The organism is Blastocatellia bacterium (genome assembly GCA_035275065.1).
Taxonomy (GTDB): Bacteria; Acidobacteriota; Blastocatellia; order UBA7656; family UBA7656; genus DATENM01.
In genome coordinates, this window is sequence record DATENM010000028.1 from 17,844 (window position 1) to 42,459 (window position 24,616).

The 24,616-nt window shown below is 61.7% G+C and carries 18 protein-coding genes; 14 read left to right on the forward strand and 4 right to left on the reverse strand.

Features of this window, described 5'->3' with window-relative positions; translation table 11 throughout:
• Positions 1-112 precede the first annotated feature (112 nt).
• The 5 genes from VJ464_05105 to VJ464_05125 all read left to right on the forward strand — a co-directional run bounded on the left by VJ464_05105 (position 113) and on the right by VJ464_05125 (position 6,370).
• The gene (locus VJ464_05105; protein HKQ04485.1) at positions 113-526 is read left to right on the forward strand and encodes a nuclear transport factor 2 family protein; all 414 of its coding nucleotides are present in this window, start codon (positions 113-115) and stop codon (positions 524-526) included.
• A 223-nt stretch (positions 527-749) separates the two neighbouring features.
• Positions 750-1,433: an inorganic pyrophosphatase gene (locus tag VJ464_05110; GenBank protein ID HKQ04486.1), complete on the forward strand. Its 684-nt coding sequence runs from the start codon at positions 750-752 to the stop codon at positions 1,431-1,433.
• A gap of 27 nt (positions 1,434-1,460) precedes the next feature.
• Positions 1,461-2,546, forward strand: coding sequence for a dTDP-glucose 4,6-dehydratase (gene rfbB, locus VJ464_05115; GenBank protein HKQ04487.1), 1,086 nt, complete (start codon positions 1,461-1,463; stop codon positions 2,544-2,546).
• A 118-nt stretch (positions 2,547-2,664) separates the two neighbouring features.
• Complete coding sequence (locus VJ464_05120; GenBank protein HKQ04488.1) at positions 2,665-5,124, forward strand: glycogen/starch/alpha-glucan phosphorylase; 2,460 nt, start codon at positions 2,665-2,667, stop codon at positions 5,122-5,124.
• Between the two features lie 43 nt (positions 5,125-5,167).
• Entirely contained in the window at positions 5,168-6,370 is a 1,203-nt protein-coding gene (locus VJ464_05125; protein HKQ04489.1) for an acyl-CoA dehydrogenase, read from the forward strand.
• 145 nt (positions 6,371-6,515) lie between these two features.
• Here the strand turns inward: VJ464_05125 and VJ464_05130 are convergent, their stop codons facing one another.
• Positions 6,516-8,684: a glycosyltransferase family 39 protein gene (locus VJ464_05130; protein HKQ04490.1), complete on the reverse strand. Its 2,169-nt coding sequence runs from the start codon at positions 8,682-8,684 to the stop codon at positions 6,516-6,518.
• Positions 8,685-8,940: 256 nt separating this feature from the next.
• Here VJ464_05130 and VJ464_05135 point away from each other — a divergent pair, with 256 nt between their 5' ends.
• From VJ464_05135 to VJ464_05155, 5 genes are all read left to right on the forward strand, one after another.
• Positions 8,941-9,771, forward strand: a complete 831-nt coding sequence (locus tag VJ464_05135) for a patatin-like phospholipase family protein (GenBank protein HKQ04491.1) — start codon at positions 8,941-8,943, stop codon at positions 9,769-9,771.
• Positions 9,772-9,979: 208 nt separating this feature from the next.
• Positions 9,980-10,444, forward strand: coding sequence for a hypothetical protein (locus VJ464_05140; GenBank protein HKQ04492.1), 465 nt, complete (start codon positions 9,980-9,982; stop codon positions 10,442-10,444).
• Between the two features lie 183 nt (positions 10,445-10,627).
• Positions 10,628-11,062: a hypothetical protein gene (locus VJ464_05145; protein HKQ04493.1), complete on the forward strand. Its 435-nt coding sequence runs from the start codon at positions 10,628-10,630 to the stop codon at positions 11,060-11,062.
• A 489-nt stretch (positions 11,063-11,551) separates the two neighbouring features.
• Positions 11,552-13,870: a DUF1800 family protein gene (locus tag VJ464_05150; GenBank protein HKQ04494.1), complete on the forward strand. Its 2,319-nt coding sequence runs from the start codon at positions 11,552-11,554 to the stop codon at positions 13,868-13,870.
• A 16-nt stretch (positions 13,871-13,886) separates the two neighbouring features.
• Positions 13,887-15,248 (forward strand): DUF1501 domain-containing protein, encoded by a 1,362-nt coding sequence (locus VJ464_05155; GenBank protein HKQ04495.1) that lies wholly within the window; start codon positions 13,887-13,889, stop codon positions 15,246-15,248.
• 232 nt (positions 15,249-15,480) lie between these two features.
• Here VJ464_05155 and VJ464_05160 read toward each other — a convergent pair whose 3' ends face one another.
• On the reverse strand, positions 15,481-16,140 hold the full coding sequence (locus VJ464_05160; protein ID HKQ04496.1) for a gluconate 2-dehydrogenase subunit 3 family protein: 660 nt from the start codon (positions 16,138-16,140) through the stop codon (positions 15,481-15,483).
• 1 nt (position 16,141) lies between these two features.
• The gene (locus VJ464_05165) at positions 16,142-17,935 is read right to left on the reverse strand and encodes a GMC family oxidoreductase (protein HKQ04497.1); all 1,794 of its coding nucleotides are present in this window, start codon (positions 17,933-17,935) and stop codon (positions 16,142-16,144) included.
• Positions 17,936-18,310: 375 nt separating this feature from the next.
• On the opposite strand from VJ464_05165, the gene VJ464_05170 reads away from it, so the two are divergent.
• Together VJ464_05170 and VJ464_05175 are read left to right on the forward strand one after the other, a co-directional pair.
• Complete coding sequence (locus VJ464_05170; GenBank protein ID HKQ04498.1) at positions 18,311-19,609, forward strand: efflux RND transporter periplasmic adaptor subunit; 1,299 nt, start codon at positions 18,311-18,313, stop codon at positions 19,607-19,609.
• A 119-nt stretch (positions 19,610-19,728) separates the two neighbouring features.
• On the forward strand, positions 19,729-22,848 hold the full coding sequence (locus tag VJ464_05175) for a multidrug efflux RND transporter permease subunit (GenBank protein ID HKQ04499.1): 3,120 nt from the start codon (positions 19,729-19,731) through the stop codon (positions 22,846-22,848).
• A gap of 82 nt (positions 22,849-22,930) precedes the next feature.
• Here the strand turns inward: VJ464_05175 and VJ464_05180 are convergent, their stop codons facing one another.
• Positions 22,931-23,617 carry an RNA polymerase sigma factor gene (locus VJ464_05180; protein HKQ04500.1) on the reverse strand — a complete coding sequence of 229 codons (687 nt, stop codon included), beginning with the start codon at positions 23,615-23,617 and terminating at the stop codon, positions 22,931-22,933.
• A gap of 144 nt (positions 23,618-23,761) precedes the next feature.
• On the opposite strand from VJ464_05180, the gene VJ464_05185 reads away from it, so the two are divergent.
• Positions 23,762-24,112, forward strand: a complete 351-nt coding sequence (locus VJ464_05185) for a hypothetical protein (GenBank protein ID HKQ04501.1) — start codon at positions 23,762-23,764, stop codon at positions 24,110-24,112.
• A gap of 10 nt (positions 24,113-24,122) precedes the next feature.
• The gene (locus VJ464_05190; protein HKQ04502.1) at positions 24,123-24,578 is read left to right on the forward strand and encodes a DUF2231 domain-containing protein; all 456 of its coding nucleotides are present in this window, start codon (positions 24,123-24,125) and stop codon (positions 24,576-24,578) included.
• The last annotated feature ends 38 nt before the right edge of the window (positions 24,579-24,616 follow it).

Consider the following 24,616-nt stretch of genomic DNA (forward strand, 5'->3'; position numbering starts at 1 on the left):
GCGATGCAAACCGTTCTTCGGCTTTGTCCGTAGCTTCTGAACGATTCCAGAAGGTGAGCAATCAAATCGGCCCACCCGATCTCTATTCGTAACGCATTGAAAGGAACAAACCATGAGTGACCAAGAGAATATCGGTATCGTGCAGCGAGCCTATGCCAATTTTGAGAGCGGCGACATCAACGCGCTGCTCGCCCTGCTTTCAGACGATGTCCAGTGGCAATTGCCTGAAATCGCCAACATCCCGTTTGCCGGCAAGCGCCAGGGCCACGAGCAGGTGGGCCAGTTCTTTGCCAGCCTCGGCGAGCTTCAGGACGTTTTAGAGTTCACGCCGCAGAGCTTCACCGCGCAGAACGACAAAGTCGTCGTGCAAGGCCAGTACCGCTGGCGCGTCAAAGCGACCGGGCGAGAATACGGCGCCGATTGGGCGCACGTCTTCACGATCCGCGACGGCAAGGTTGTCGACTTCCACGAGTACACCGACACGGCGGCGGCGGCAGCCGCTTATCAGCAAGCCTTGAGCGCCTGATCAGATCTCGACATTCATAAAGATAAGATAAACACAGAGGCACAGAGACACGGAGGTGCACAGAGAAGACTCCGTGCCTCTGTGCCTCTGTGCCTCTGTGTTTGTTTCTCATCCTTTTTTTGCAGAACTGAATGGCCCTGCTCCGAGCCTCCGTGTTTTGCTTACCATTCGTTCTTTGCAGAACCGCGCGCCTCAGGATAGGATGAAACCTTGAGGTGAAGCGATGAGCAAAGAGAACACCGAGGCGCTGGCCAAACTGCTCGGGCTGCTCTTTAAAGCCCACCCCTGGCACGGCGTCTCCATCGGCAGCGACGCGCCCGAAGTCGTCACCGCCTACATCGAGATCGTCCCGACCGACACCGTCAAATACGAGATGCACAAGGCGACCGGCATCCTGACGATTGACCGCCCGCAGCGCTTCTCGAACGTCTGCCCGTCGCCTTACGGGCTGGTGCCGCAGACCTATTGCGGCGAGCGCGTCGCTGACCTCTTCAGCAAACGTTCGGGCCGCCTGGGAATTGTCGGCGACGGCGACCCGCTCGACATCTGTGTGGTGACCGAAAAGGTCATCTCGCACAGCGACATTCTGCTGCGCGCCGTGCCCATCGGCGGCCTCAGCATGATTGACGGCGACGAGGCCGACGACAAGATCATCGCGGTGATGAGAGACGATGTCGCTTACGGCGGCTGGCAGGACATTAAAGATTGTCCGCGCGCCGTCATTGACCGCTTGCAGCATTACTTTCTGACCTACAAGAACGCCCCCGGCGCGCTCAAGAGCAAGACCGAGATCACCCAGGTTTATGGGCGCGAAGAAGCGCTCGCGGTCATCCGCGCCAGCCATGAAGATTACCAGCGGCGCTTCCCCGACATCGAAGGCCGTTTGCTCGCAGCGTTGCGCGGATAGCGCGCCCCACAGGAGAAGAACGAACGAATGGAAACGATGATTGTCACGGGCGGCGCCGGATTTATCGGCGCAAACTTCGTCCGCTATGCGCTGGCGCAGACCGCAGCGCGGGTTGTCGTCGTTGACAAGCTAACTTACGCGGGCAATCTGGTGACGATTGCCGACGTGATGGATGACGCGCGTTTTGTCTTCGTTCAAGCCGACATCGCCGACCGTGAAGCGATGGCCGCGCTCTTCCGCGAGCATCAGCCGACGGCGCTGGTCAATTTCGCTGCCGAATCGCATGTTGACCGCTCGATTGACGATCCTAGCCCGTTCATTGAAACCAACATCCGCGGCACCTTCGTGCTGCTGGAAACGGCGCGGCGTTATTTGGCGACGCTGACTGACCGTGAGCGCGCTCAGTTTCGCTTCCTGCACGTTTCGACCGACGAAGTCTACGGCACGCTCGGGCCATCGGGGCTGTTTTCAGAGACGACCCCGTACGCGCCGAACTCGCCTTACGCGGCATCGAAGGCGGCGGCAGATCATCTGGTGCGCGCTTATCACGAGACTTATCAGTTGCCGGCGGTCGTCACCAACTGCTCGAACAACTATGGCCCATTCCAGTTCCCCGAAAAGCTGATCCCGCTCGTGACGCTCAATGCCATCGAAGGCAAGCCGCTGCCGATCTACGGTGACGGCGGCAATGTCCGCGACTGGCTCTATGTCGAAGACCACTGCGCCGGCATCCTGTTGGCGCTCAGGCGCGGGCGCGCAGGCGACAAGTACAACATCGGCGGCGCCGGCGAGCGCACCAACTTGCAGGTCGTTGATGCGATCTGCGCGGCGCTCGACGAGCTGGTGCCGGCGGCAGACAACCCGGCGCTCGCCACACAGGGCAAGCGGCGTTACGGCGAGCTGAAGACGTTTGTCCCCGACCGCCCCGGCCATGACCGGCGCTACGCGATTGACGCGACGAAGATTCGCCGCGAGCTGGGGTGGCAGGCGGCGATGGATTTCGAAGGCGGTATCGCGCGTACCGTGCTCTGGTACATCGAAAACCGCCCGTGGTGCGAGCAGGTGCAGGCCGACAAGTATCGGCGCGAGCGCCTCGGCACAGTGAACGAGTAAGCGGCCCCGCGCCGGGCGGCGGCGCGCATCAGGTAGCGCATTCATCCCTCAGAGAGTAAACTGACGGCTTAGCTAAGATGCTGAGCCTGAGCCTTATTCATTATCTGGAGACAAGCCTTTGACGACCTCTGAAGAGCGCCGCTCGACGTTGAGCGGAGTCCAAACCATTCAAGAAGCCATTCGCCTGCATGCCAAGTACACGCTCGCCAAGCGCTGGAACGATCTGACGCGGCGCGACGTGTTGCTAGCGACTGCGATGGCCGTGCGCGACTGTTTGATCGACGGCATATTAGAAACCGAAGAGCGTTACCAGCAGGCCGACGCCAAGAGCCTCTATTACCTGTCAATGGAGTTTCTGGTGGGCCGCTCGCTCGGCAACAACCTGCTCAACCTGGGATTGCTCGACGTCTGCCGCGAAGCCTTGCTCGACCTCGGCGTTGACCTTGAAGAAGTGCGCGAGACCGAGCCCGATGCGGCCTTAGGCAATGGCGGTCTGGGCCGCCTCGCCGCCTGCTTTCTGGATTCGCTGGCGACGCTCGGCATGCCGGGGTTCGGATACGGCATCAACTACGAGTACGGCCTGTTCAAACAGGAGATCGAGAACGGCTTCCAGAAAGAGAAGCCCGACCACTGGCGGGCGCACGGTAGCCCGTGGCTGGTCGAGCGCCCCGACGAAGCCTGCGTCATCCCCGTCTATGGCCGCATCGAGCATGTGCCCAATGGCCAGGACGACAAATATCATCCGGCGTGGACCGATTGGAAAGTGATGATCGGGGTGCCGGCGGACATGCCGATTGTCGGCTATGGCGGGCGGACGATCAATTACCTGCGGCTCTATTCGGCGGTCTCCGACGAAGAGTTCGACATGCAGATCTTCAACCAGGGCGATTACATCAAGGCCGTCGAGGCCAACGTCGCCGCCGAGCGCGTCTCGAAAGTCCTCTACCCGTCGGATTCAATCGAAGCCGGGCGCGAGCTGCGCCTGATGCAGGAATACTTCCTGGTCGCCTGCGCGGTGCAGGACATTATGCGCCGCTACCAGCGCAACCACACGACCTTTGACGAGTTCCCGCAGAAGGTCGCCATTCAGATGAACGACACGCACCCGGCGCTCACGGTCGCCGAGCTGATGCGCGTGCTGATTGATGAAAACCGCCTGGAGTGGGACGACGCCTGGAAGATCACGACCGCAACGCTCGGCTTTACCAATCACACGCTGATGCCGGAAGCATTGGAGCGCTGGCCCGCGCCGTTGCTTGAGCGTGTGCTGCCGCGCCACCTGCAAATCATCTTTGAGATCAACCAGCGCTTTTCGGCGCTGCTGCTTGAGAAATGGCCGGGAGATTGGGAGCGGCTGCGGCGCATGTCGATCATTGAAGAGGGCGAGCGCAAGCAGGTTCGCATGGGCCACCTGGCCATCATCGGCAGCCATTCGGTGAATGGCGTGGCCAAGCTCCATTCCGAGCTGGTGACGACGCGACTGGTGCCGGGTTTCTATCAGCTCTGGCCCGAAAAGTTCAACAACAAGACGAACGGCGTGACGCAACGCCGCTGGTTGTTGAAAGCCAACCCGCGGCTCGCCGAGCTGATCAACCGCACCGTCGGCGACGCCTGGATCACCGACCTCGACGCTTTGCACAACCTTGAGCCGTGGGCCGACGATGCGGGCTTTCAGGAGGAGTTCCGTCAGATCAAGCGCGCCAACAAAGAGCGGCTGGCGCGCGTCATCCGCGACGCCACCGAGATAGACGTTGACCCGGCAACCTTGTTCGACGTGCAGGTCAAGCGCATACACGAATACAAGCGCCAGCTCTTGAACGTGCTGCACATCATCCATGATTATGTGCGGGCGACCGATGAAGGCGAGCTGCCCGAGGTGCCGCGCACCTACGTCTTCGCCGGCAAAGCGGCGCCCGGTTATTGGGCCGCCAAGCAGATCATCAAGCTCATCAACAACGTCGGCCAGGTGATTAATGGCGACCGCCGCGTCAACGAGCTGATGAAAGTCGTCTTCATTCCCGATTACAAAGTGTCGCTTGCCGAGCGCATCATCCCGGCGGCGGATTTAAGCGAGCAGATTTCGACTGCCGGCAAAGAAGCGTCGGGAACCGGCAACATGAAATTCGCCATGAATGGCGCGCTGACCGTCGGCACCTTCGACGGCGCGAACATCGAAATCCGCGAAGAGGTCGGCCCCGAAAACATCTACATCTTCGGCTTGCGCGCCGAAGAGATCGAAACGATGCGCGAACAGCGCAGCTACAACCCGCGCGAGTATTACGAGACCAACCCGGCGATTCGCCGCGTGCTCGACGCGCTGCAATCGAATCTCTTCTGCCCGGAAGCGACGGGGCTGTTCACCTGGATATTCGACAGCCTGGTCGGCCACGACGAATACTTTCACCTCGCCGATCTACCCTCTTACATCGAAACGCAGGAGCTGGTGTCGCGCGAGTTCCTGCAACCCGACGCCTGGGCGCGCAAAGCGATTATCAACGTGGCGCGCATCGGCAAATTCTCCAGCGACCGGACGATTCGGGAATACGCCCAGGACATCTGGGAGATCGAGAGCGTGTGAGCGAAGCACGGCGACGCGGCGAAAAAGAAAGGAGAAGCCCGCTATGGAATTCGATTACTCCGACAAGGTGCAGGAGTTGCGCAAACGGCTGCTGGCGTTCATGGACGAATACATCTACCCGAACGAGCGGCGCTTCCACGAAGAGATCGCTACGGGCGACCGCTGGCAGCCGACCCGCGTTGTCGAAGAGTTGAAGGAGAAGGCGCGCGCCGCCGACCTCTGGAATCTCTTCCTGCCGGAAAGCGAGCACGGCGCAGGGCTGACGAACCTGGAATACGCGCCGCTGTGCGAGATCATGGGCCGCTCGGTGATGGCGCCCGAAGTCTTCAACTGCTCGGCGCCCGACACCGGCAATATGGAGGTGCTGGCGCGCTACGGCTCGGCGGAGCAGAAGAAGCAATGGCTGGAGCCGTTGCTGGCGGGCGAGATCCGTTCGTGCTTTGCCATGACCGAGCCCGACGTGGCTTCGAGCGACGCCACCAACATTCAAGCGAGCATCCGGCGCGACGGCGACGAGTATGTTATCAACGGGCGCAAGTGGTGGACATCGGGCGCCGGCGACCCGCGCTGTCGCATCAGTATCTTTATGGGCAAGACCGACCCGTCAGCGCCCAAGCATAAACAGCAATCCATGATTCTGGTGCCGATGGACGCGCCGGGCGTGCGCATTCTGAGGATGCTGCCGGTCTTCGGCTATGACGACGCGCCGCACGGCCACGGCGAAGTCAGCTTTGAAAACGTCCGCGTGCCGGCTTCGAACATGCTGCTGGGCGAAGGGCGCGGCTTCGAGATCGCTCAGGGCCGCCTGGGGCCTGGGCGCATTCATCATTGCATGCGCTTGATCGGCGTCGCCGAGCGCGCGCTTGAAGCGATGTGCCGGCGCGTCAAAGCGCGCGTCGCCTTCGGCAAGGCGTTAGCCGAGCAGGGCACCATCAAGGCCGACATCGCCGCGTCGCGGCTGGAGATCGATCAAGCGCGGCTGCTCGTCTTGAAAGCGGCTTATATGATGGACAAGGTCGGCAACAAAGAGGCGCGCGCCGAGATCGCGATGATTAAAGTGATCGCGCCCAACATGACGCTGCGCGTGCTTGACCGCGCCATCCAGGCGCACGGCGGCGGCGGCGTCAGCGACGACTTCTTTCTGGCTCAGGCGTGGGCGCATTCGCGGACGCTGCGCCTGGCCGACGGCCCCGACGAAGTTCACCGCGAAGCCATCGCCAAGCTTGAGCTGAAGAAATACAGCTAGAGTTCCTAAATTCAGAATGGAGATTAAACACAGGGATTCAGGATGGGGATTAAACACAGAGGCACGGAGACACGGAGGCACAGAGTCTTCTCGTACCATCTCCGTGTCTCCGTGCCTCCGTGTCTCTGTGTTTATCTTTTATTACTCAGCGCAAGCGATAGATGATGTACTTGGCCTGGTCTGAATAGAGCGGCTCGACGTACTGGCTGGTGAAGAGGTCTAAGGCCGCCCAGTTCCTGAGCTGCACATAGTAATCGGGCCGCGACTTTTCCAGCACCTTCGAGGTCATCAGCGAGGCGCTGCCGCTGCGCTTGGCGCCCCACGGAAAAATGCCTTGCGCGACTAGCAGGTGCGTAATCCCCTGCCGCTTGAGGTCATCCCTGACCTCGGCCATCGAATCGTTGTGCAACAGCAAACGCTGCCAGCCGGTGGTGTCGAGACTGGTGTCTGCGACATAGTCGCGCTGCAAGCCGTAAGACATCTGCGCGCCGATCATCATCACGCGCGCATCCCGCGGCAGCGTTCGGTTGATGAAATTGATGGCCTGATAATAAAACATTGACGACATGAAGCCGCGCCGTGATAACTGCCCGGTCAGGTACTGCGCGCCGCGCAGCTCACCGAATTGTGTGAAGCTCGTAAAGGCGAGCGGCGCAATTGCCGCGCTCAAGGCGATGGCCGCGAGCGCCTTTGAGCCGATGGCCACCCAGCGCGACCGCGCCTTCAACGCCGCCCAGTCGGTCAACCCGGTCAGCACGTAAGCCGTGACGATAGTTAATGCCGGGTACAGCGGCAGCAGGTAACGGCTGTGCCAGATCACCTGCGTCAGCAGCGCATAGAAACCGACGCTGAGCGCCACGAGCCAGATCACCCGCCGCGACTTGCGCAAGAAGAGGACGAGCGGCGCGAAGAGAAAAAGATAGTTCGGCTCGTGATAGCTTTCGGGCGCGTTATAGAGGTCGGGGTTGCTGAAGTATTCCCAGAAATGCGGCGGGTGCTGAATCTGGCGATTGGCCACGGCCTGCGCCAATTCGGCTTCGCGCGCTTTGACGAGATCGGGCAAGGCCCGCCGCGCCTGCTCAAGGTGAGCCTCTAATCGAGCTTCGTCTGCGTCAGTGAAGTAACGCGCGTGGCCGTCGCTCAGCTCGGCAACTTCGCCGGTCGCAAACGGATAGATGGGATTGTGAAACCATAACTGGTTCTTGATGAACCAGGGCGAGGCGACCAGCAGCGTAATCGCTGTATAGAGCGCGGCACGCTTGATGATCGTAAGCCGTGGAGCCGACCTGCGCCAGAAACTTTCGAGCAAAAACATGACGCCGAGCAGCAACACCCACACGGCAGCCGTGTGCTTGACGCCGAGCGCAAAGCCGGCCAGCAGCGCCGAGGCATAGAGCCAGCCGCGCCCGTTGCTCTCCAGGCTGATCATCAGCGCGTAGGTGGCCATAAACAGCATGCAGGCAAGCGTGACATCAACGCGGCAGGTGACTGAGACTTCGATCACCATGCCGGCGCCGAAGAAAGCGAACAGCGCCACGACACCCGTGCGCCGCGACAGGAAGCGCGCGCAGAACGCATAAAGCGCCAGCGCGCAGATGAGCGCAATCAGCAGGCTGAAGAGCTTCGCCGCCGTATCGCTCTTGGCCATCAGGGCGATGGCGTAGATCATCTGCGTCAGGAACGGCATATTGCCGGCGGCGTTGTCTACGAGCGGATAGACGCGCCCGTGATCGATGAAAGATTTCGTTGCCGGCAGATGATAGATCGCTTCGTCATAGGCGTGCGGCGGCGTCAGCGCCCGCAGCAGCAAGACGGCAAAGAAAGCGCAGAAGAGAATGGTGAGCGCCAGCCGCATGCGCGTCGCCATCACGGCAGCAATGCCGGCTTTTATTACGTCGGCGAGCGCCAAGGCTTCGCGCCACGACAGGCCCATCAAGACGGCGAGGGCGAGGCTAACCGGCAGCGCGGCCAGCATCCCGCCGAGCCCCAGGCCAAGCATCACGAGGCCGAGCAGGCCAACGCCCAACATGACTGAAACCGTCAGCTCTTCAGCCAGCCCTGCAAATGCGAGCCGCAAGCCCCCGGCGCAGCGCCGCCCGACACAGAAAGCGATGGCAATGAGTCCCAGCGCAAAGGTCAAATCGAATAAGCGGTCAACCGCCATCCAGGCGCTTTGGTAATTTTCGCCCCACTGAGCGATTTGGAGGTGCGCGTAAAACAACGCGCCGCCGCCGGCCAGCGCCATCAACAAAACGAAGTAGCGCGGCCTGAGCCATGCGCGCGCGCCATCTCTCGGTAAAGCTATCTCTTGCATCAAGGCTTCCTTCGCGGCTGCTGACCTCGGCAGCCGGAAATGCGGGGCGGGGTGCGGGGCAAAGGCGATTGTAACAATCGCCCATCGCGAATTCTATAGAAACTTTCCCATGCCTCGACTGAGGCGTGGGCGGCCCGGCTTGCGCGCCGCGGCGCTTTCAAGCGAAGATGACAAAAGCCGTGATTAGACGATGTGGCGCAAGCTGTTGGCTTGCGCCGCGACTCGCGCAAGCTAACCGCCTTGCGCCACATTTCCTGTGAACAACCGTCATTCACTTGCACCGCTCGACCCGCACAAGCCCATCAGCCTGGCGCTCGGCGCTGGCGGCATACGCGGCATGGCGCACGTCGGCGTGCTGGAAGCCCTCGCCGAGCGCGGCTTTCAGATCAGCGAAATGGTCGGCACCAGCGTCGGCGCGCTGATCCTCGCTTTCTATACCGCGGTCGGAATGGACGTGCCGACGCTCAGGCGTTTTGGGGCCAGCCTGACAACCAGGCACCTGCTGGCATGGGCGTGGCTGCGGCGCGCGCCGGACTTCATGCGTCGGCGGTTCCTGCACCGCGCCGGCGTCATCCCCGAATCGCTCGACCGTTTGGCCGCGGCTTCGGGTGAGCCGCTCTATCACGGCGTCGAGCGCATCGGCATGGTTGCCTATGATTTGATTGCTCGCGAAGAAGTCTTCTTTCACAACCTGCAATCGGGCTTCCCGCTCTCAGACGCGACGCGCGGCGCCGCCGCCATCCCGCATGTTTACCCGCCGCGCGATTGCCTGATGAGCGGGCGGCGCATGCGGCTGATCGATGGCGGCGTCACCAACCTGCTGCCGGTCGAGTACCTATTCACTGCGCCGTTTCGCCCGCAACAGGTTCTCGCCATAGATGTCTCGAACCGCGAGCGCCAGCGGCGGGCGAATCTCGCAAAGCTCGAAGCGTTGCGCCACGCCCATCCCGACACGCCGATCCGCGTGGTACAGCCTGAAACGCTGGGGCGCGGCACCCTGCTCTTCCGGCGCGCAGAGGTGCGAACGCTGATTGATTCGGGCCACCGCGCCGCCGCCGCGCTGTTGGCCGAGCCCCGGCTTTTGTGATTTTTTTGTTGCGCTAATTGGAAGCACTGGCGCGCTGCCGGACGCCATTCTATAATCCGTTTGCGCAGCCTGACTGCGTGTAGTCGCTTGTCCTGACCCCTTAAGGCACAACAAGCAGTTAACGATTGACGTTTAATCGCAGGCCCGGCGGTCTTGCCACCCGGCAAGATGCCGCAGGTTGGCGTGTCGTCAGAGGTGGCTTCCTCAGATGTGGACAAAAGTGATTCTTATCGTCGCCATGTTGGTGCTCCTGCCGGTGATGGCTTCGTCGTCCGGCAGCGCCAGTTTTCGCGTCACCGCGCCCGGCCCCGAGCCTTGCACATGCGCCAAAGCGCCGCGCCAGAGTTTTGAAGCGCTGCTGCCCTGCGCCTGGAAGCAAGCCCAGTTCGAAGTCGCCGGCCATTTCCCGCAGGTCGCCGAGCGCGTTTACACGATTGAGCGCTCGGCGGTCACGCTGCGCCAGGGGCGCTGGTACGACGACGAGTTCAAAGCCTACATCGTCGGCGACACCGATCTCGAACGCGACCCGCCGGTGATGATCGGCCTGACCGGCGACACGCGCTACGATTACGAGACGGCGGTTCACGAGTACAAGCACTTTGCCATTGATAGCCTGAGGCTCGGCGAAACGGCGCACGCCTGGGTTGACAGCGAAGAAGACGACAACCGCTGAAGAAGGAAAAAGTAAAAAGTAAAAAGGCAAAAGGTCGGCAGGGGATTGAATAGATAGGATCAAGCGCCTTCACCGCTCGCCTTTGCCTACCTATTGATCCGGCTCCGTCACTTTTGCCTTTTTACTTTTGCCTTTTTCCTTCCCGCCGCAGGCGGGGTGGGCGCTGATAATCGGAGAAAGACCATGCAAAGAGCAACGCGCGCTACCTATTTTGCAATCGCCTGTCTTACCGCCCTCGCCTTATTGTCGGCGCGCGCCGGCACAGCCTCTTCCGCGAACGGAGCGCCCTCGGCACAGGACGTAATGAGTCTCGACCGGCGCATCAGCACCCTCGAACAACACCTCTTCCAGATGGAATCGAACATCAGTCAGCTACAACAGCGGGTGCTATACGCGCAGCGGCAGCCGGCTACGACCGCTCCCCCCGACCCGGAAGTCGAGCGCCTGCGCCTTGAGCTGAGCCTCTTGCAGAGCCGCCTCGGCGAAGTCGAATGCGGCTTGTTGAAGCTCGACGAGCGCACGCTGCCGGCAGCCGCCCGCGCGCAGCAGTCGAAGCCGGCTGATCCGTGCCGCGCGCAGCCCAACACGCCTGTGCGACTGTCGAGCCGGCGACAGTGATTCGCCCACGAGCGATCAAAACGTGATTCGCCGGGCGGTGACCTTTCACTGCTGTGGCCATAGATTTGATTAACGACAAGGTGCGCCTGCGTCTCCTGACGGAGAGGCGGCGCACCTTGTTGTTTGGAATGAAGGCTACATTCGGCTGACGCCAGAGCGTAAAGGCGACGAAAGCGGCGACGCGCTTCCCCATGCGGGTTGAGCGCCGATGGCGACTCGCTTGAGGTCTGCTTTCAGCGGCTGATCGAGGCCGAGCGCGCCGCGACCGGGGCGACTAATTTTTGCTACCAATTCATGTAGTGACACGCTTCCACTTTCTGGCAATAATCGTAACGCCAAAGTGGAATGTGGCAGCCCCGGTCACCTTTAAGCTACTGCCCTTCCGAACAAGATGAGGAGAATTGGCTTCGCCTCGACCTGACGTATGCCCCCGCATTCGCAAGGCTCAACCGTGCATATCAAGCAACCGGATTGAAAAGGAGAATCAACGTGCGCCCAAATTCTATCTTGCGATTTACATTCTCGCTTCTGTTGATCTTCACGATGCTGGCTCCCGGCCTGCAAGCCGCGCCGCCCGTCGGCGTGACCGTCGCCATTGACCCGGTCACCCTGACGCTGCCTGCCGGCAGCACCCGCCAGTACAGTGTCAAAGTGGTCGGTGCGACGAACACTGCCGTCACCTGGACGATTAACAACCTTCCGGGAGGCGATGCCACCGTCGGCACGATCAGCGGCACGGGCTTTTACACGGCCCCCCCCGTGCCGCCCCCCAACTATACCGTCACGATCCAAGCCACCAGCGTCGCCGACCCGACGGCCTTTGCCGCCGGCACCATCACGGTGCGCAATCAGGTGCCTTATGTGACGTCTGTAGTGCCCGCGACGCTGCCGCCTGGCCCGTTCAGCCTCACCGTCAATGGCAGCCGCTTCGTCAACGGCGCGCAGGTCTTGTGGAACAACACGCCGCTCCAGACGAACTTCGTCTCGACCACACAGCTCACCGCGACCGGCAACGCCGCCCAGGTTGGCAGCTTCAACGTCACGGTCGCCAATCCCGGCCCGGCGGCGGTCTCGACGCCGCTTACGGTCAAAGTCGTTTCGACCGTGGTGGTGAATGTGACGCCGGCCTCTGTCGGTCTGGTGCCCGGCGCAGCGCAGCAGTTTCAAGCCAATGTAACCGGCACGCCGAACACGGCGGTGACCTGGAAAGTCAACGGCTCGACGGGCGGCGACCCGTCTGTAGGCACGATTACACAAAGCGGCTTGTACACCGCGCCGAACACCGTCCCGACCGCCGGCGTCGTCACCGTTTCGGCGTTGAGCCAGGCCGATAACATTACGCAGGGCACGGCCACCGTGACGATTCAAGACCCGCTGGCCATCACCTATGGCCGCTTCCTCGATCAAGCCACCTTCGGCTCGACGCCGCAACTGATGGCGCACGTCCGTCAGGTCGGCATTCAGGCGTTCCTGGATGAGCAGTTCGCGACGCCCGAATCGCCGTGGCCGTCGCTTTCGACGGCGCAACGCTCGGACGCCGTAGACGCTTTCTTTGGCAATGCCCTGAACGGCCAGGATCAACTGCGGCAGCGCGTGCTGTTCGCGCTCAGCGAAATCATCGTCGTCGCCATGAACAAAAACACCAACGGCAACGAGATTGTGCCGTGGTTGCAGGTCTTGAGCCGCAACGCCTTCGGCAATTACCGCACGCTGCTGCGCGAGATCACCCTGGACGCTTCGATGGGCAAGTACCTCGACATGGTCAACAGCGCGCGGCCCGGCATCAGCGGCGGCGCCAACGAGAACTACGCCCGCGAGGTGATGCAGTTGTTCAGCATCGGCCTGTGGAAGCTGAACCCGGACGGCTCGCAGCAGATGGACGCGCAGGGCAACCCGATGCCAACTTACACACAGACAGACGTGAAGCAGATGGCGCTGGCGCTGACCGGCTGGACGTATGGCAACTCGACGGGCATCCCGCCGGCGTATCAGAACTGGAATTATTACCCCGGCCCGATGCTGCCGATCCTGTCTTACCACGACCGCACGCAGAAGACGATCCTCGGGCAAACGCTGGCGGCGAATCAGACGAACGCGCAAGACCTCGACGGCGCGATTGATATTCTCTTCAATCACCCGAACGTCGGCCCGTTCCTTGCCACGCGCTTGATCCGCGCGCTGGTCACGAGCAATCCCAGCCCGGCTTACATCGCGCGCGTTGCCGACGCCTTCAACGACAACGGCCAGGGCGTGCGCGGCGACATGAAAGCGGTGATCCGCGCCATCCTGATGGATGCGGAAGCGCGCGACGACAACCCGCCATCGAACTTTGGCCGCCTGCGCACGCCTGTGCAGCAGACCATCGCTTACCTGCGAGCCCTGAACATGCAGACCGGCCAGCCGTCGCAGTTCGCCTACATCTTCTACACCTTCGGCGAAGGCATACTCGACGCGCCGTCGGTCTTCGGCCATTACTCGCCGATGTATCACGTGCCGAAGTCGCCACTGTTCGGGCCGGAGTTTCAAATCTATTCGCCGACCGAAGCCGTCAACCGCGCCAACTACCTGTATGGCTTTATGGCGAACCCATATCCGATTAACCCGGCCTTGCAGCCGTTCGTCAGCGTCGCCGGCAACTCGACGGCGCTCATCAACGCGGTGGACAACGCGCTGCTCTACGGCAGGATGTCGCCGCAGATGCGCACGGCGCTGATCAACGCGCTGCCGGCGATGTCCGACAATAATCAACGCGTCATGACCGTGCTTTACTTGACGGCGACGTCGGGCGATTACCTGATACAGCACTAACGCAATGAGGCAAACGATGAAAAATACACATAAGATTTCACGCCGCGGTTTCATGCAGATGGGCGCGAGCTTTGGCATGCTGGCCGCGCTCGGGCGCTTGCCTTTAGCCAGCGCCGCACCTGCTCAGGATTACAAAGCGCTCGTCTGCGTTTTTATGTTCGGCGGCAACGATGGCCACAACACCGTCGTGCCGCTCGGTAATCCACAATACAGCACCTATCAGGCGGCGCGCGGCGCGCTGGCGCTGCCGCCGAGCCAGTTGCTCGCCATTGGCGACCCTGTGCAGGGCGCGTTCGGTTTGCACTATGGCTTGCCGGAGTTGCAGAACATCTATCAGCAGGCGCGCATGGCTGTGCTTGCGAACGTCGGCATGCTGGTGCGCCCGACTTCGTACCTCGACTTTCAGAGCAACAATCAGTTGCCGACCAACCTGCGCTCGCACTCCGATCAAGTCCAGCAGATGCAGACCGGTTACCCGAACGCTTTCGGCGCGAGCGGCTGGGGCGGGCGTTCGGCAGACGCCATGCAGGCGGCGAACACCGGCACCAACTTCCCCGTGTCAATTTCGCTGAACGGCCAGGCGCTCTTCTGCACCGGCAGCGTCATCCAGTCGGCGAGCTTACAGCCGGGGAACTATCTCGACCAGAACGCCATGAGCCTCTGGCCTTCGACGGCGGCGCAGGCGCGGGCGACGGCGCAGCAGCAGATTCTCGCGGCCGGCAGCAGCAACCAGATGATCGCGGCAGCCAACAAGGCCATGAGCGATGCGCTGGCGCTCAACCCGCTGCTCAAATCGGCGGCGGGCGGCACGCCGTTTACGACGCCCTTCCCGCAGACGCAGATCGGCAACCAGTTGAAAGAGATCGCCCGCATCATCAGCCTGCGCTCGCAGCTTGGCGCGGCGCGGCAGGTTTTCTTTGCCGGGCTCGGCGGCTTCGACACGCACGGCGGGCAGTCGTATCAGCAATGGAGCTTGCTGATGCAGATCAGCGCGGCGATGGGCGCTTTCTATAACGCCACGGTCGAGATGGGCATTGCCGATCAAGTGACCAGCTTCACGCTGTCGGATTTCGGGCGGACGTTGCAGCCGTCGGGGACGGGCTCGGATCACGGCTGGGGCAGTCACCACTTCATCGTCGGCGGCGCGGTCGCGGGCGGGCGAATGTATGGCCGCTATCCGCTGATGACCAACTACAGCAACTTCAACGCGACCGGCGATGATTACGCGGACACGCGCGGCGTGATGCTGCCCGGCGTCTCGCTGGCGCAGTACGGCGCGACGCTGGCGAAGTGGTTCGGCGCAAGTGACGCGCAGCTCGACACCGTCTTTCCAACGCTCACGAATTTCGGCGTGCGCGACCTGGGATTTATGGGATAGCAGCGAGCCGCCCTGAAAGGGCGATAGTCAATAGCTGGTGGCGTTGCCACCGGAACGGAATGCCACCGGAACGGATAGACCATGACAATCTGACCCTGAAGGGGTCACAGTTCCTGACCGGCGACTGTGACCCTTTCAGGGTCGGTGTTTATCTCACTATGGCTTCCGGTGGGGTTGAATCCGGTGGCGTTGCCACCGGCTATTGACTTCATCCCCTGCGGGGATGTTTGGGCTATGACTCGGTTCGCACGTCGAAGCCGACGAACTCTTTGATCGGCACGTTGCCTTTGTATTCCATCTCCTGATGAATGCCGATCTTCGACGAGTAGTAAGCGTGGGCGGTGCGGCGCTTGATCTCGCCAAAGAAACGCTCTTCCGGCTTCTTCGGGTCTTTCTCGTTCTTCGAGATGGCTGTCAGCACCGCGATGCGCTGTTCCGCTGTCGCCTGCATGAAGGGCTTGGCGTTGATCTCCTGCGAGACCGCGTCAATCGCTTTCAAGCCTTCGCGCCACTGGGCCTTCGGCTCTTCCGTCCACGACTCGGCCAGCCGCGCGTCAATGTAAGCGGCACACTGGGCGGCGCGCGCGCCCGGCGAATGCTCGTCGGCGGGGATAATCAATTCGCTGATCTCGTCCACCATCGCGAACTCTTCGGGCGTGAAAAAGAGCGGCGCTTTTGCCGGCACGGCGCTTTCGGTCGCGGCCCCCGCCGCGTTGGCCAATCCGACGAGCGGAATGCTGATGGCCGCCGTGGCGGTCAGCTTCAACATGTCGCGACGGGTGACGTTCGTTGCGTCGCCGCTGGCGCTGTCCTGTCCGTCAACCTTTGGTTTTGCCGCTGCGTTCTCAGCGTCACTTTCTTCGATCCGCAACCCGCTATCCACTATCCGCATTTTAGAGGTTTCCTTTCTTGAACTCGTCGGCGAGGTGATCGCACGAGCGCCAGGCGAGCGCCATAATCGTCCACGTTGGGTTCTGGCACGAGGCGCTGACGTGGCTGCTGCCATCCACGACGAAGAGGTTCTTGACATCATGCGACTGTTGAAACTGGTTCAGCACCGAAGTCTTCGGGTCCGCGCCCATGCGCGCCGTGCCCAGCTCGTGGATTGACCAGCCTTCCGTAAGCACCGTGCGGTTGACGCCGATGATCTCGATGCCGGCGGCCTCGAACATCTCTTGCGCCGTCGCCGCCATGTCTTTGGCCATCTTGTGCTCGTTGTCGCCGAACTTGTAATGGAAGCGCAGCGACGGCACGCCCCACTTATCTTTCACCTCAGGGTCGAGGTCAACGTAATTCTCATAACGCGACAGCACTTCGCCGAACGCGCCCATCTCGATGAACGCGCCGGCGTACTCGCGCACGCTCGTCTTGTAGCCCTTGCCGAAGCCCGGCGTCTCGAACGCATTGTACGGGAAGATCTGCGTGCCGCTGCCGCCTTCAAAGCCATAGCCGCGGATGAAGTCGGCGTGCTTGTCCGTCAGGTTGCGGAAGCGCGGGACATAAAAGCTGCCCGGTCGCCCGTCATCATTGGTGCGTGGCTTGGCGATTTGATCTTTGACCAGCCCGGTGACGCCCGGCCCCATGATGTGCTCGCAGAAATTATGGCCGACGTGATTGCTTGAATTGCCGATGCCGTTCGGGTACTTCTCCGACTTCGACAGCAGCAGCAAGCGCGCCGATTCCAACGTCGAAGCGGCAATGACTACGACTTTGGCTTTCGCCTCGTAGGTCTTGCCGGTCTCTGAATCAATGAAGCTGACGCCCGAGGCTTTGCCGGTGTTCTTATCGACGGTGATTTCGCGGGCGATGGCGTTGGTGCGCAACGTCAGCTTGCCCGTATCCATCGCCGGGTAGATCAGCCCGGTCGGCGAATCAAAGGCCGCGTGAATGTCGCAGCCGCCCGCCCGGCGGTTGCACGCGCCGCGACCGTAACAGCGGCTGCGATACTGGTTGTGCTTCAACCCGTCGGTGGTGACGCCGGCGCGATAAGGCGTCAAGACGCGGCCCATCTTCTTGAGGCCGGCGCGCAGCTTCATCTCGGCAGCCGTCAAGCGCACGGGGCGTTGAAAGAGGCTGTCGGGCAGGTGCGGCAGGTTCTCTTTGACGCCTGATATGCCGAGGTAGAGATCAACTTTGTCGTAGTAAGGCGCGATGTCTTTGTACGCGATGGGCCAGTCTTCGCCGTAACCGTCATGGGTTTTGGCCTTGAAGTCGTAATCCGAAAGCCGCAGCGCCAGCCGCCCCCAGATGTTCGTCTTGCCGCCTAAGACGCGCGCCCGCACCCAGGCATAATTCGTCCCGGTGTATGGGTGGTCGCGCTCGTCAACGACGATGTTCTTGCTGTAATCCGAGCCGCCCCAGCCCTGCACATAAGAATAGACGTGATTGAATTTCATGTCCTTGCCATAGGGCGGCTGGCGGATGTTGTATTCGTTGAACGACAGCGCGTGCGAGTCGGGCGGCATCTGACCGCGGCGCGGGTGGTCGTAGGGCCACTCCATCGATTTCAGTTCTTTTTCGACGTTGAGTTTTTTGCCGGCTTCGAGCAGCAGGACTTTCATGCCGCGCGAAGTCAGTACGTGCGCCGCCATGCCGCCCGCCGCGCCGCTGCCGACGACGACGGCATCATAGACGGTCTTCAAATCGGCCTGGGGCTGCGCTTGCGGGACGAGACGAATCAGACTCATTGCACCCTCTCAGTTCTCAAGATTGTTTAGCTGAATCAGGACTGGATAGCCCAAGAAAGCCTATGGCCAATGGCTCCGGCTGTCAAGCGCGTTGGCCGAAGCGTGGGCGTGACGGCACATCCATTGCACACCTAGCCAGGGGGCGAGCAGGACGCCGGTTTATGTACATGATCGGTGCAGGAAGCGCGACACTTGTTCTGAAAGGATATGCCGCCGCGTATCTTTGAAGCGCTGAAGCCGGGCGGCAGACCGACGTAACCGGCAGCGCCCGGTCGTCGTACTTAATTAAAGAGCGCAAACCATATTAGCGCGGCGCATGGGTCATCGAATCACCGCGACCCGGGACGCCGCGCGATGCGTTTGGGAGAACCGATTATGCAGAGCAACGATTTTAAGAAAACCCTCCAGCGATTACGAATTCCCGATTATAAAATCATCATTCGGCGGCTGGGGCGACGCGGCTTGATTGCCGCGGCGACGCTCGCTGCGGTTATCGTCGGCTCGATTCTTTTTTCAGGCGTCTTCACCAAGAAGCAGCAGGCCGCGGGACAGTCCCAGCAGCCGCCCGCCGTGCCCGTAGCAGCAACCCAGGTGACGCTTGAGACCGTGCCGCTACAGGTCAGCGCCATAGGCCGCGCCGAGCCGGCTTCGACCGTGTCGGTCACGTCGCAGACCGAAGGACAGATCACCCGGGTCAACTTCACCGAAGGCCAGTTCGTCAAGAAAGGCGACTTGCTCTTTAATATTGATCCGCGCTCGACGCAGGCCAATCTGGCGGGCGCGGCGGCCAACCAGGCGCGCGCCGTCAACGAACAGCGGCAGGCGCAGGCTAATCTGGCTAAAGACCAGGCGCAGGCGCAGACCGCCGCCGTGCAGGCGCAGCGTTACGAGTACCTCTCCAAACAGGGCGTTGTTTCCAAAGAGCAGTATGACCAGGTGCGCACCAACGCCGAGGCGCTCGCGGCGGTCGTCAAGGCGGATCAAGCGGCGGTCGCCAGTTCCCGCGATGCCGTCAAAGCCGCGCAAGCCGCCGTGCAGTCGTCGGCGGTCGAGGCGAGCTATACAGAGATTCGCGCGCCGATTGACGGGCGGACCGGCAGCCTGATGATTCATCAGGGCAATGTCGTCAAAGCCAATGACCCGAATCCGCTGGTGGTTATCAATCAGGTCACGCCGATCAATGTCACCTTCTCGGTGCCGGAAACCCAGTTGCCCGAGATCAAGCGTTACATGGCGGCGGGCGCGGTGCCGGTCACAGGCACCCTCCCCAATGACGCGGGCCCGCCCGAACAGGGCACCCTGACTTTTGTCGATAACGCCGTAGACCCGGCGACCGGCACCGTGAAGATGAAAGCGACCTTCGCGAACGCGCAACAGCGACTGTGGCCCGGCCAGTTCGTCAACGTCGCGGTGACGTTGACCTCGCAGGCGAATGCCACGGTCGTGCCTTCGGTGGCGGTGCAGACCGGCCAGCAGGGCACTTACGTCTTCGTCGTCAAAGACGACCAGACGGTCGAGATGCGCAAGGTTGTGGTGCAGCGCACCGCGGGCGAAAAGAGCATCATCGCCAGCGGCCTTGAGCCCGGCGAAACCGTCGTCACCGATGGCCAGTTGCGCTTGCGTCCCGGTAGCCGTGTGCGGGTCACGGAAAACGCCGGACAGGACAATCCGTAGAGAGTGACAGGTGACAAGTGACAAGTGACAAGAGGGCTGCGCCTGCCGCAGCGTTCGAGGAGATCGAGTGACAACGTCTTGTCACTCGTCACTTGTCACTTGTCACTATCGGGGAAGTTATGAACATCGCCAGTCTCTTCATCCGCCGCCCGATTACGACGGGCCTCATCTGGGCGGGCATCCTCATATTCGGAATCATGGGTTATCGCCTGCTGCCCGTAAGCGAGCTGCCTAACGTTGATTACCCGACGATCAACATCAGCGCCAGCCTGCCGGGCGCAAGCCCCGAAACCATGGCCTCGTCGGTGGCGACGCCGCTCGAAAAACAGCTCTCGACCATCGCCGGCATCGATAACATGACCTCGACGAGCGCCCAGAGCTCGACCTCGATTGTCGTGCAGTTCAACTTGAGCCGTGACATTGACGCGGCGGCGCAGGACGTTCAAGCCGCCATCGCCCGCGCCTCGCGGCAATTGCCGACCGAGATGCCGACGCCGCCATCATTTCAAAAGGTCAACCCGGCGGACGCGCCGGTCTTGTTCCTGGCCTTGAGCTCGCCGACGCTGCCGCTTTCAACCGTAGACGAATATGCCGAGTCGCAACTGGCGCAGCGCATCTCGATGATCAACGGCGTCGCGCAAGTCTCCGTCTACGGCTCGCAGAAGTACGCCGTGCGCATCCAGCTCGACCCGAATCAACTGGCGTCGCGCGGCATCAGCATGGATCAAGTGCAGCAGGCCGTCGCGCAGTCGAACGCCAACCTGCCCACGGGAACGCTCGATGGCCCGAATAAATCTTTGCGCATCGCGGCGAACGGCCAGCTTCAGACTGCCGATCAGTACCGGCCCATCATCGTCGCTTATCAGAACGGCTCGCCGGTGCGCCTGAGCGAGCTGGGCCGCGTGCTCGACAGTGTGCAGAGCGACAAGGTGGCGAGCTGGTTTAACGACGAGCGCGCCATCGTGCTGGCCATCCAGCGCCAGCCCGGCACCAACACCGTCGAAGTCGTGGATAACGTTAAGAAGATCCTGCCGACCTTCCGCGAGCAGATGCCGGCGTCGGTCGATTTGAACATTCTATTCGACCGCTCGCAGAGCATCCGCGAATCGATCAGCGATGTGAAGTTCACGCTGGCGCTGACGGTCTTCCTGGTCGTGCTGGTGATCTTTCTCTTCCTGCGCAACCTGTCGGCGACGATCATCCCCAGCCTGGCCGTGCCGATGTCGCTGTTCGGCACCTTCGCGGTGATGTACCTGCTCGGCTTCACGATGGACAATCTATCGATGATGGCGCTGACGCTATCGGTTGGCTTCGTCGTTGACGACGCCATCGTCATGCTGGAAAACATCGTGCGCCACGTCGAGCTGGGCGAGCGCCCGTTTCAGGCGGCGCTCAAGGGCGCGAAAGAGATCGGCTTTACCATCGTTTCGATGACCATCAGCCTGGCCGCCGTCTTCATTCCCGTGCTGTTTATGGGCGGCATCCTGGGTCGCTTGCTGAATGAATTCGCCGTGACGATTATGGCGGCGATTCTGGTTTCGGGCCTGGTGTCGCTGACGCTGACGCCGATGCTCGGCAGCCGCTTCCTGCGCGCACACAAAGGCGAGCGGCACGGTCGGCTCTACCAAATGTCCGAGCGCGTCTTTGATGGCATGCTGGCGGCTTATCGCTGGACGCTCAGGCATGTGATGGCGCACCGGGCCGCGACGATGGCGGTTTCAGGTCTGATCCTCGTGGCGACGATTTATCTCTTCGACAAGATTCCCAAGGGCTTCATCCCCAGCGAAGACACGGGGCAGATCAACGCCACCACCGAAGCGGCGCAGGACATCTCGTTTGAATCGATGGTCAAGCACCAGCAACAGGCCGCCGCCATCATTCAACAAGACCCGAACGTCGAAGCCTTCATGTCGTCGGTCGGTTCAGGCGGCGCCAACTCAACGTCGAACAATGGGCGCTTCCTGATCCGTCTGAAGCCGCGCGGCGAGCGCCGCTTGAGCGCCGACGAAGTCATTCAAGAGCTGCGCCCGAAACTGTCGCGCATTCCCGGCCTGAACGTTTACCTGTCGAACCCACCGGCAATCAACGTCGGAGGCCGCACCAGCAAAGGCCAGTACCAGTTCACCCTGCAATCGGCAGACAACCGCGAGCTGTACGAGGCCGCGCCGCGCGTCGAAGAGACGCTGCGCCAACTGCCCATCTTGCAGGACGTGACCACGGACTTGCAGATCACCAGCCCGCAGGTGACCGTCGAGATGGATCGCGACAAGGCGCAATCCCTGGGCATCTCGGCCATCCAGTTGGAGAGCGCGCTCTACAGCGCCTACGCGCAGCGGCAGGTGACGACCATCTACACGCCGAGCAATCAGTACTGGGTGCTGATGGAAGTCGCGCCCGAATACGAAGCCGACCCGGCGGCGCTCAGCCTGCTCTACGTCAAGACTGCGAGCGGCCAGCAAGTGCCGCTCGGCACGGTGGCGACCTTGAAGCCCAGCGTCGGGCCGTTGACCGTTAATCACTCTGGCCAGTTGCCGTCGGTGACGGTCTCGTTCAACCTCAAGCCCGGCGTATCGATTGGCGATGCGGTCAATCAGGTGCAGCAGACGGTCGGCCAGATGAAGCTGCCGGAAACGATCAGCACGTCGTTTCAAGGGACGGCGCAGGTCTTCCAATCGTCGCTTCAAGGGTTGGGGATGTTGCTGCTCGTCGCGGTGCTGGTGATTTATATCGTGCTCGGCATTCTCTACGAGAGCTTGATTCACCCGCTGACGATTCTATCGGGCTTGCCTTCTGCCGGGTTCGGGGCGCTGCTGACGCTGATGGTTTTCGGCGTCGATTTGAATATTTATGCGTTTGTCGGTTTGGTGATGTTGATCGGCATCGTTAAGAAGAACGCCATCATGATGATTGACTTCGCGCTCGAAGCGCAGCGCAACGAAGGCAAGTCGCCCGAAGAGGCGATCTTTGAAGGCAGCCTGATGCGCTTCCGCCCGATTATGATGACGACGATGGCGGCGCTGCTCGGCACGCTGCCGATTGCTTTAGGGCTGGGCGCGGGCGCGGAATCGCGGCGGCCTCTGGGCTTATCGGTAGTCGGCGGCCTGCTGGTCTCGCAACTGCTGACGCTCTACATCACGCCGGTCGTCTATGTTTACATGGAGCAGTTCAAGGATTGGACGACTCATCTGTTCAAGCGCCACCCGCACCCGCCCGCGATTGAATCGCCGGCAGGCGATTAGAGCAGTTTCGATCCGATGTGGCGCAAGGCGGTTAGCTTGCGCGAGCCCCTGCGCAAGCTAACCGCTTGCGCCACAAATCGGGTCAGCTTGACTGCGGGGTGATCCTTTCGAGAACGCGCGCGACGAGGCGGTCACAGCGCGCGCCGTCGAACTGAAAGGCCGACGCGGTCGCCAGGCTGGTCTGGGCGGTGATCGTTTTGCGCAGCCGCGAGCGCGCGCGGTGCAGGCGCACTTTGACGGCCTCTTCACTGATGCCGAGACACTCGGCGGTCTCGGCTGTGCTCATCTCTTCAACCTCTCTGAGCATAAAGACCGAGCGGTAAGCCGCCGGCAGGCCGTTGATGGCGGCTTCCAGAATGATGCCGAGGGTGCGGATCAGCACCTCCTGTTCAGGGCTGGGCGTGTTGGATACCGGCATCCTGTGATCCTCGCTCGCTTCCGTGTACGCGTCCATCTCGACAAGACGGCGGCGGCGGCGCAGCCGCGCCAATGATTCGTGAACGGCAATCTTCGTCAGCCAGGTGGCAAATCGCGCCCGGCCATCGAACTGATCAAGGTGCGTGTACGCGCGCACATAAGCGTCTTGCATCACGTCTTCGGCCTCACTGGGGTCGCCGAGGATCGAGTGCGAGACGCGAAAGAGCCGCCGGTTGTAGCGCCGCATGAGGATTTCAAACCATGCGGTGTCGCCAGCGCGCACGCGCTCGACCACTTCTTCGTCCGAGAGCTTTTCCGCGCTCACAGGCACCGCGCTCACGTCTGCCATCATTTCACTCTTCCTCTCATGATAAAGAGTACGCCGCCGCCGAAAGGTTACAAGCCGTTTTTTATTTCTCCGGGTTGTAACCAATCGCCCGCCCGCGGCTCTGTACCAGTGAAGCAATGCTCCAACATCTTCTGTGGGAGGAAGAACGTGACACTAGCAGCTATCTTGTTTGCAGTCGCCGCGCTCGGCGGCGCGGTTATGGCGATCATGCGATTCAGCGGCAAAGAGCTGCCGCCGATGGGGCTGGCCATCCTGCATGGCGTGATCGCCGCGTCGGGCCTCGTGGCTTTAATCGTCGCCGTCATGGGCGGCGCCGGATCAACGAAGGCCATCATCGCGCTCGTCTTATTCGCCGGCGCGGCCATCGGCGGCTTCGTGCTCTTCTCGTACCACCTGCGGCGGCAGGCGCTGCCCAAGCCGTACGTCGCCATTCACGGCCTGGTCGCCGTCGTCGCTTTCGTGATCCTGCTGCTCGCGGTCTTTGCCGCGAAAGCATAGCCGAGGACGTATGGGCAAAGGATTGCGCGTGTTTGGCCACCCGCTGCATGCGGTCTTGAGTGACTTTCCGCTGGCGTTGCTCGGCACCTCGCTGCTCTGGGACGCAGTCGGCTGCTGGCGCGGTGAAGCCGTCTGGTGGGCCATCTCATTCTGGAATATTGCCGCGGGGCTGGCGGTTGCGCTGCTCGCGGGCATGGCGGGCGCGGCGGACTACGCGGCAATCGAAGAGCGGCCTCAAGCGCAGAAGCTGGCGACCACGCACATGATGCTGATGCTGCTTGCCGTCAGCCTCTATGCGGCCAGCCTGTTATTACGCGGCGGGCCGACGCCGCCCGAAGGCCACAGCCGCGCCGCGACGCTGGCGCTCGAAAGTCTCGGCTTGATTGTGCTGGGCGTGGGCGGCTGGTGCGGCGGCCATCTGGTCTTTCATCACGGCATCGGGCGCGACACGAATGGCGAGAGATGATCGCCTCTTAAACAAGGAGCCGCGAATGACACGAATCG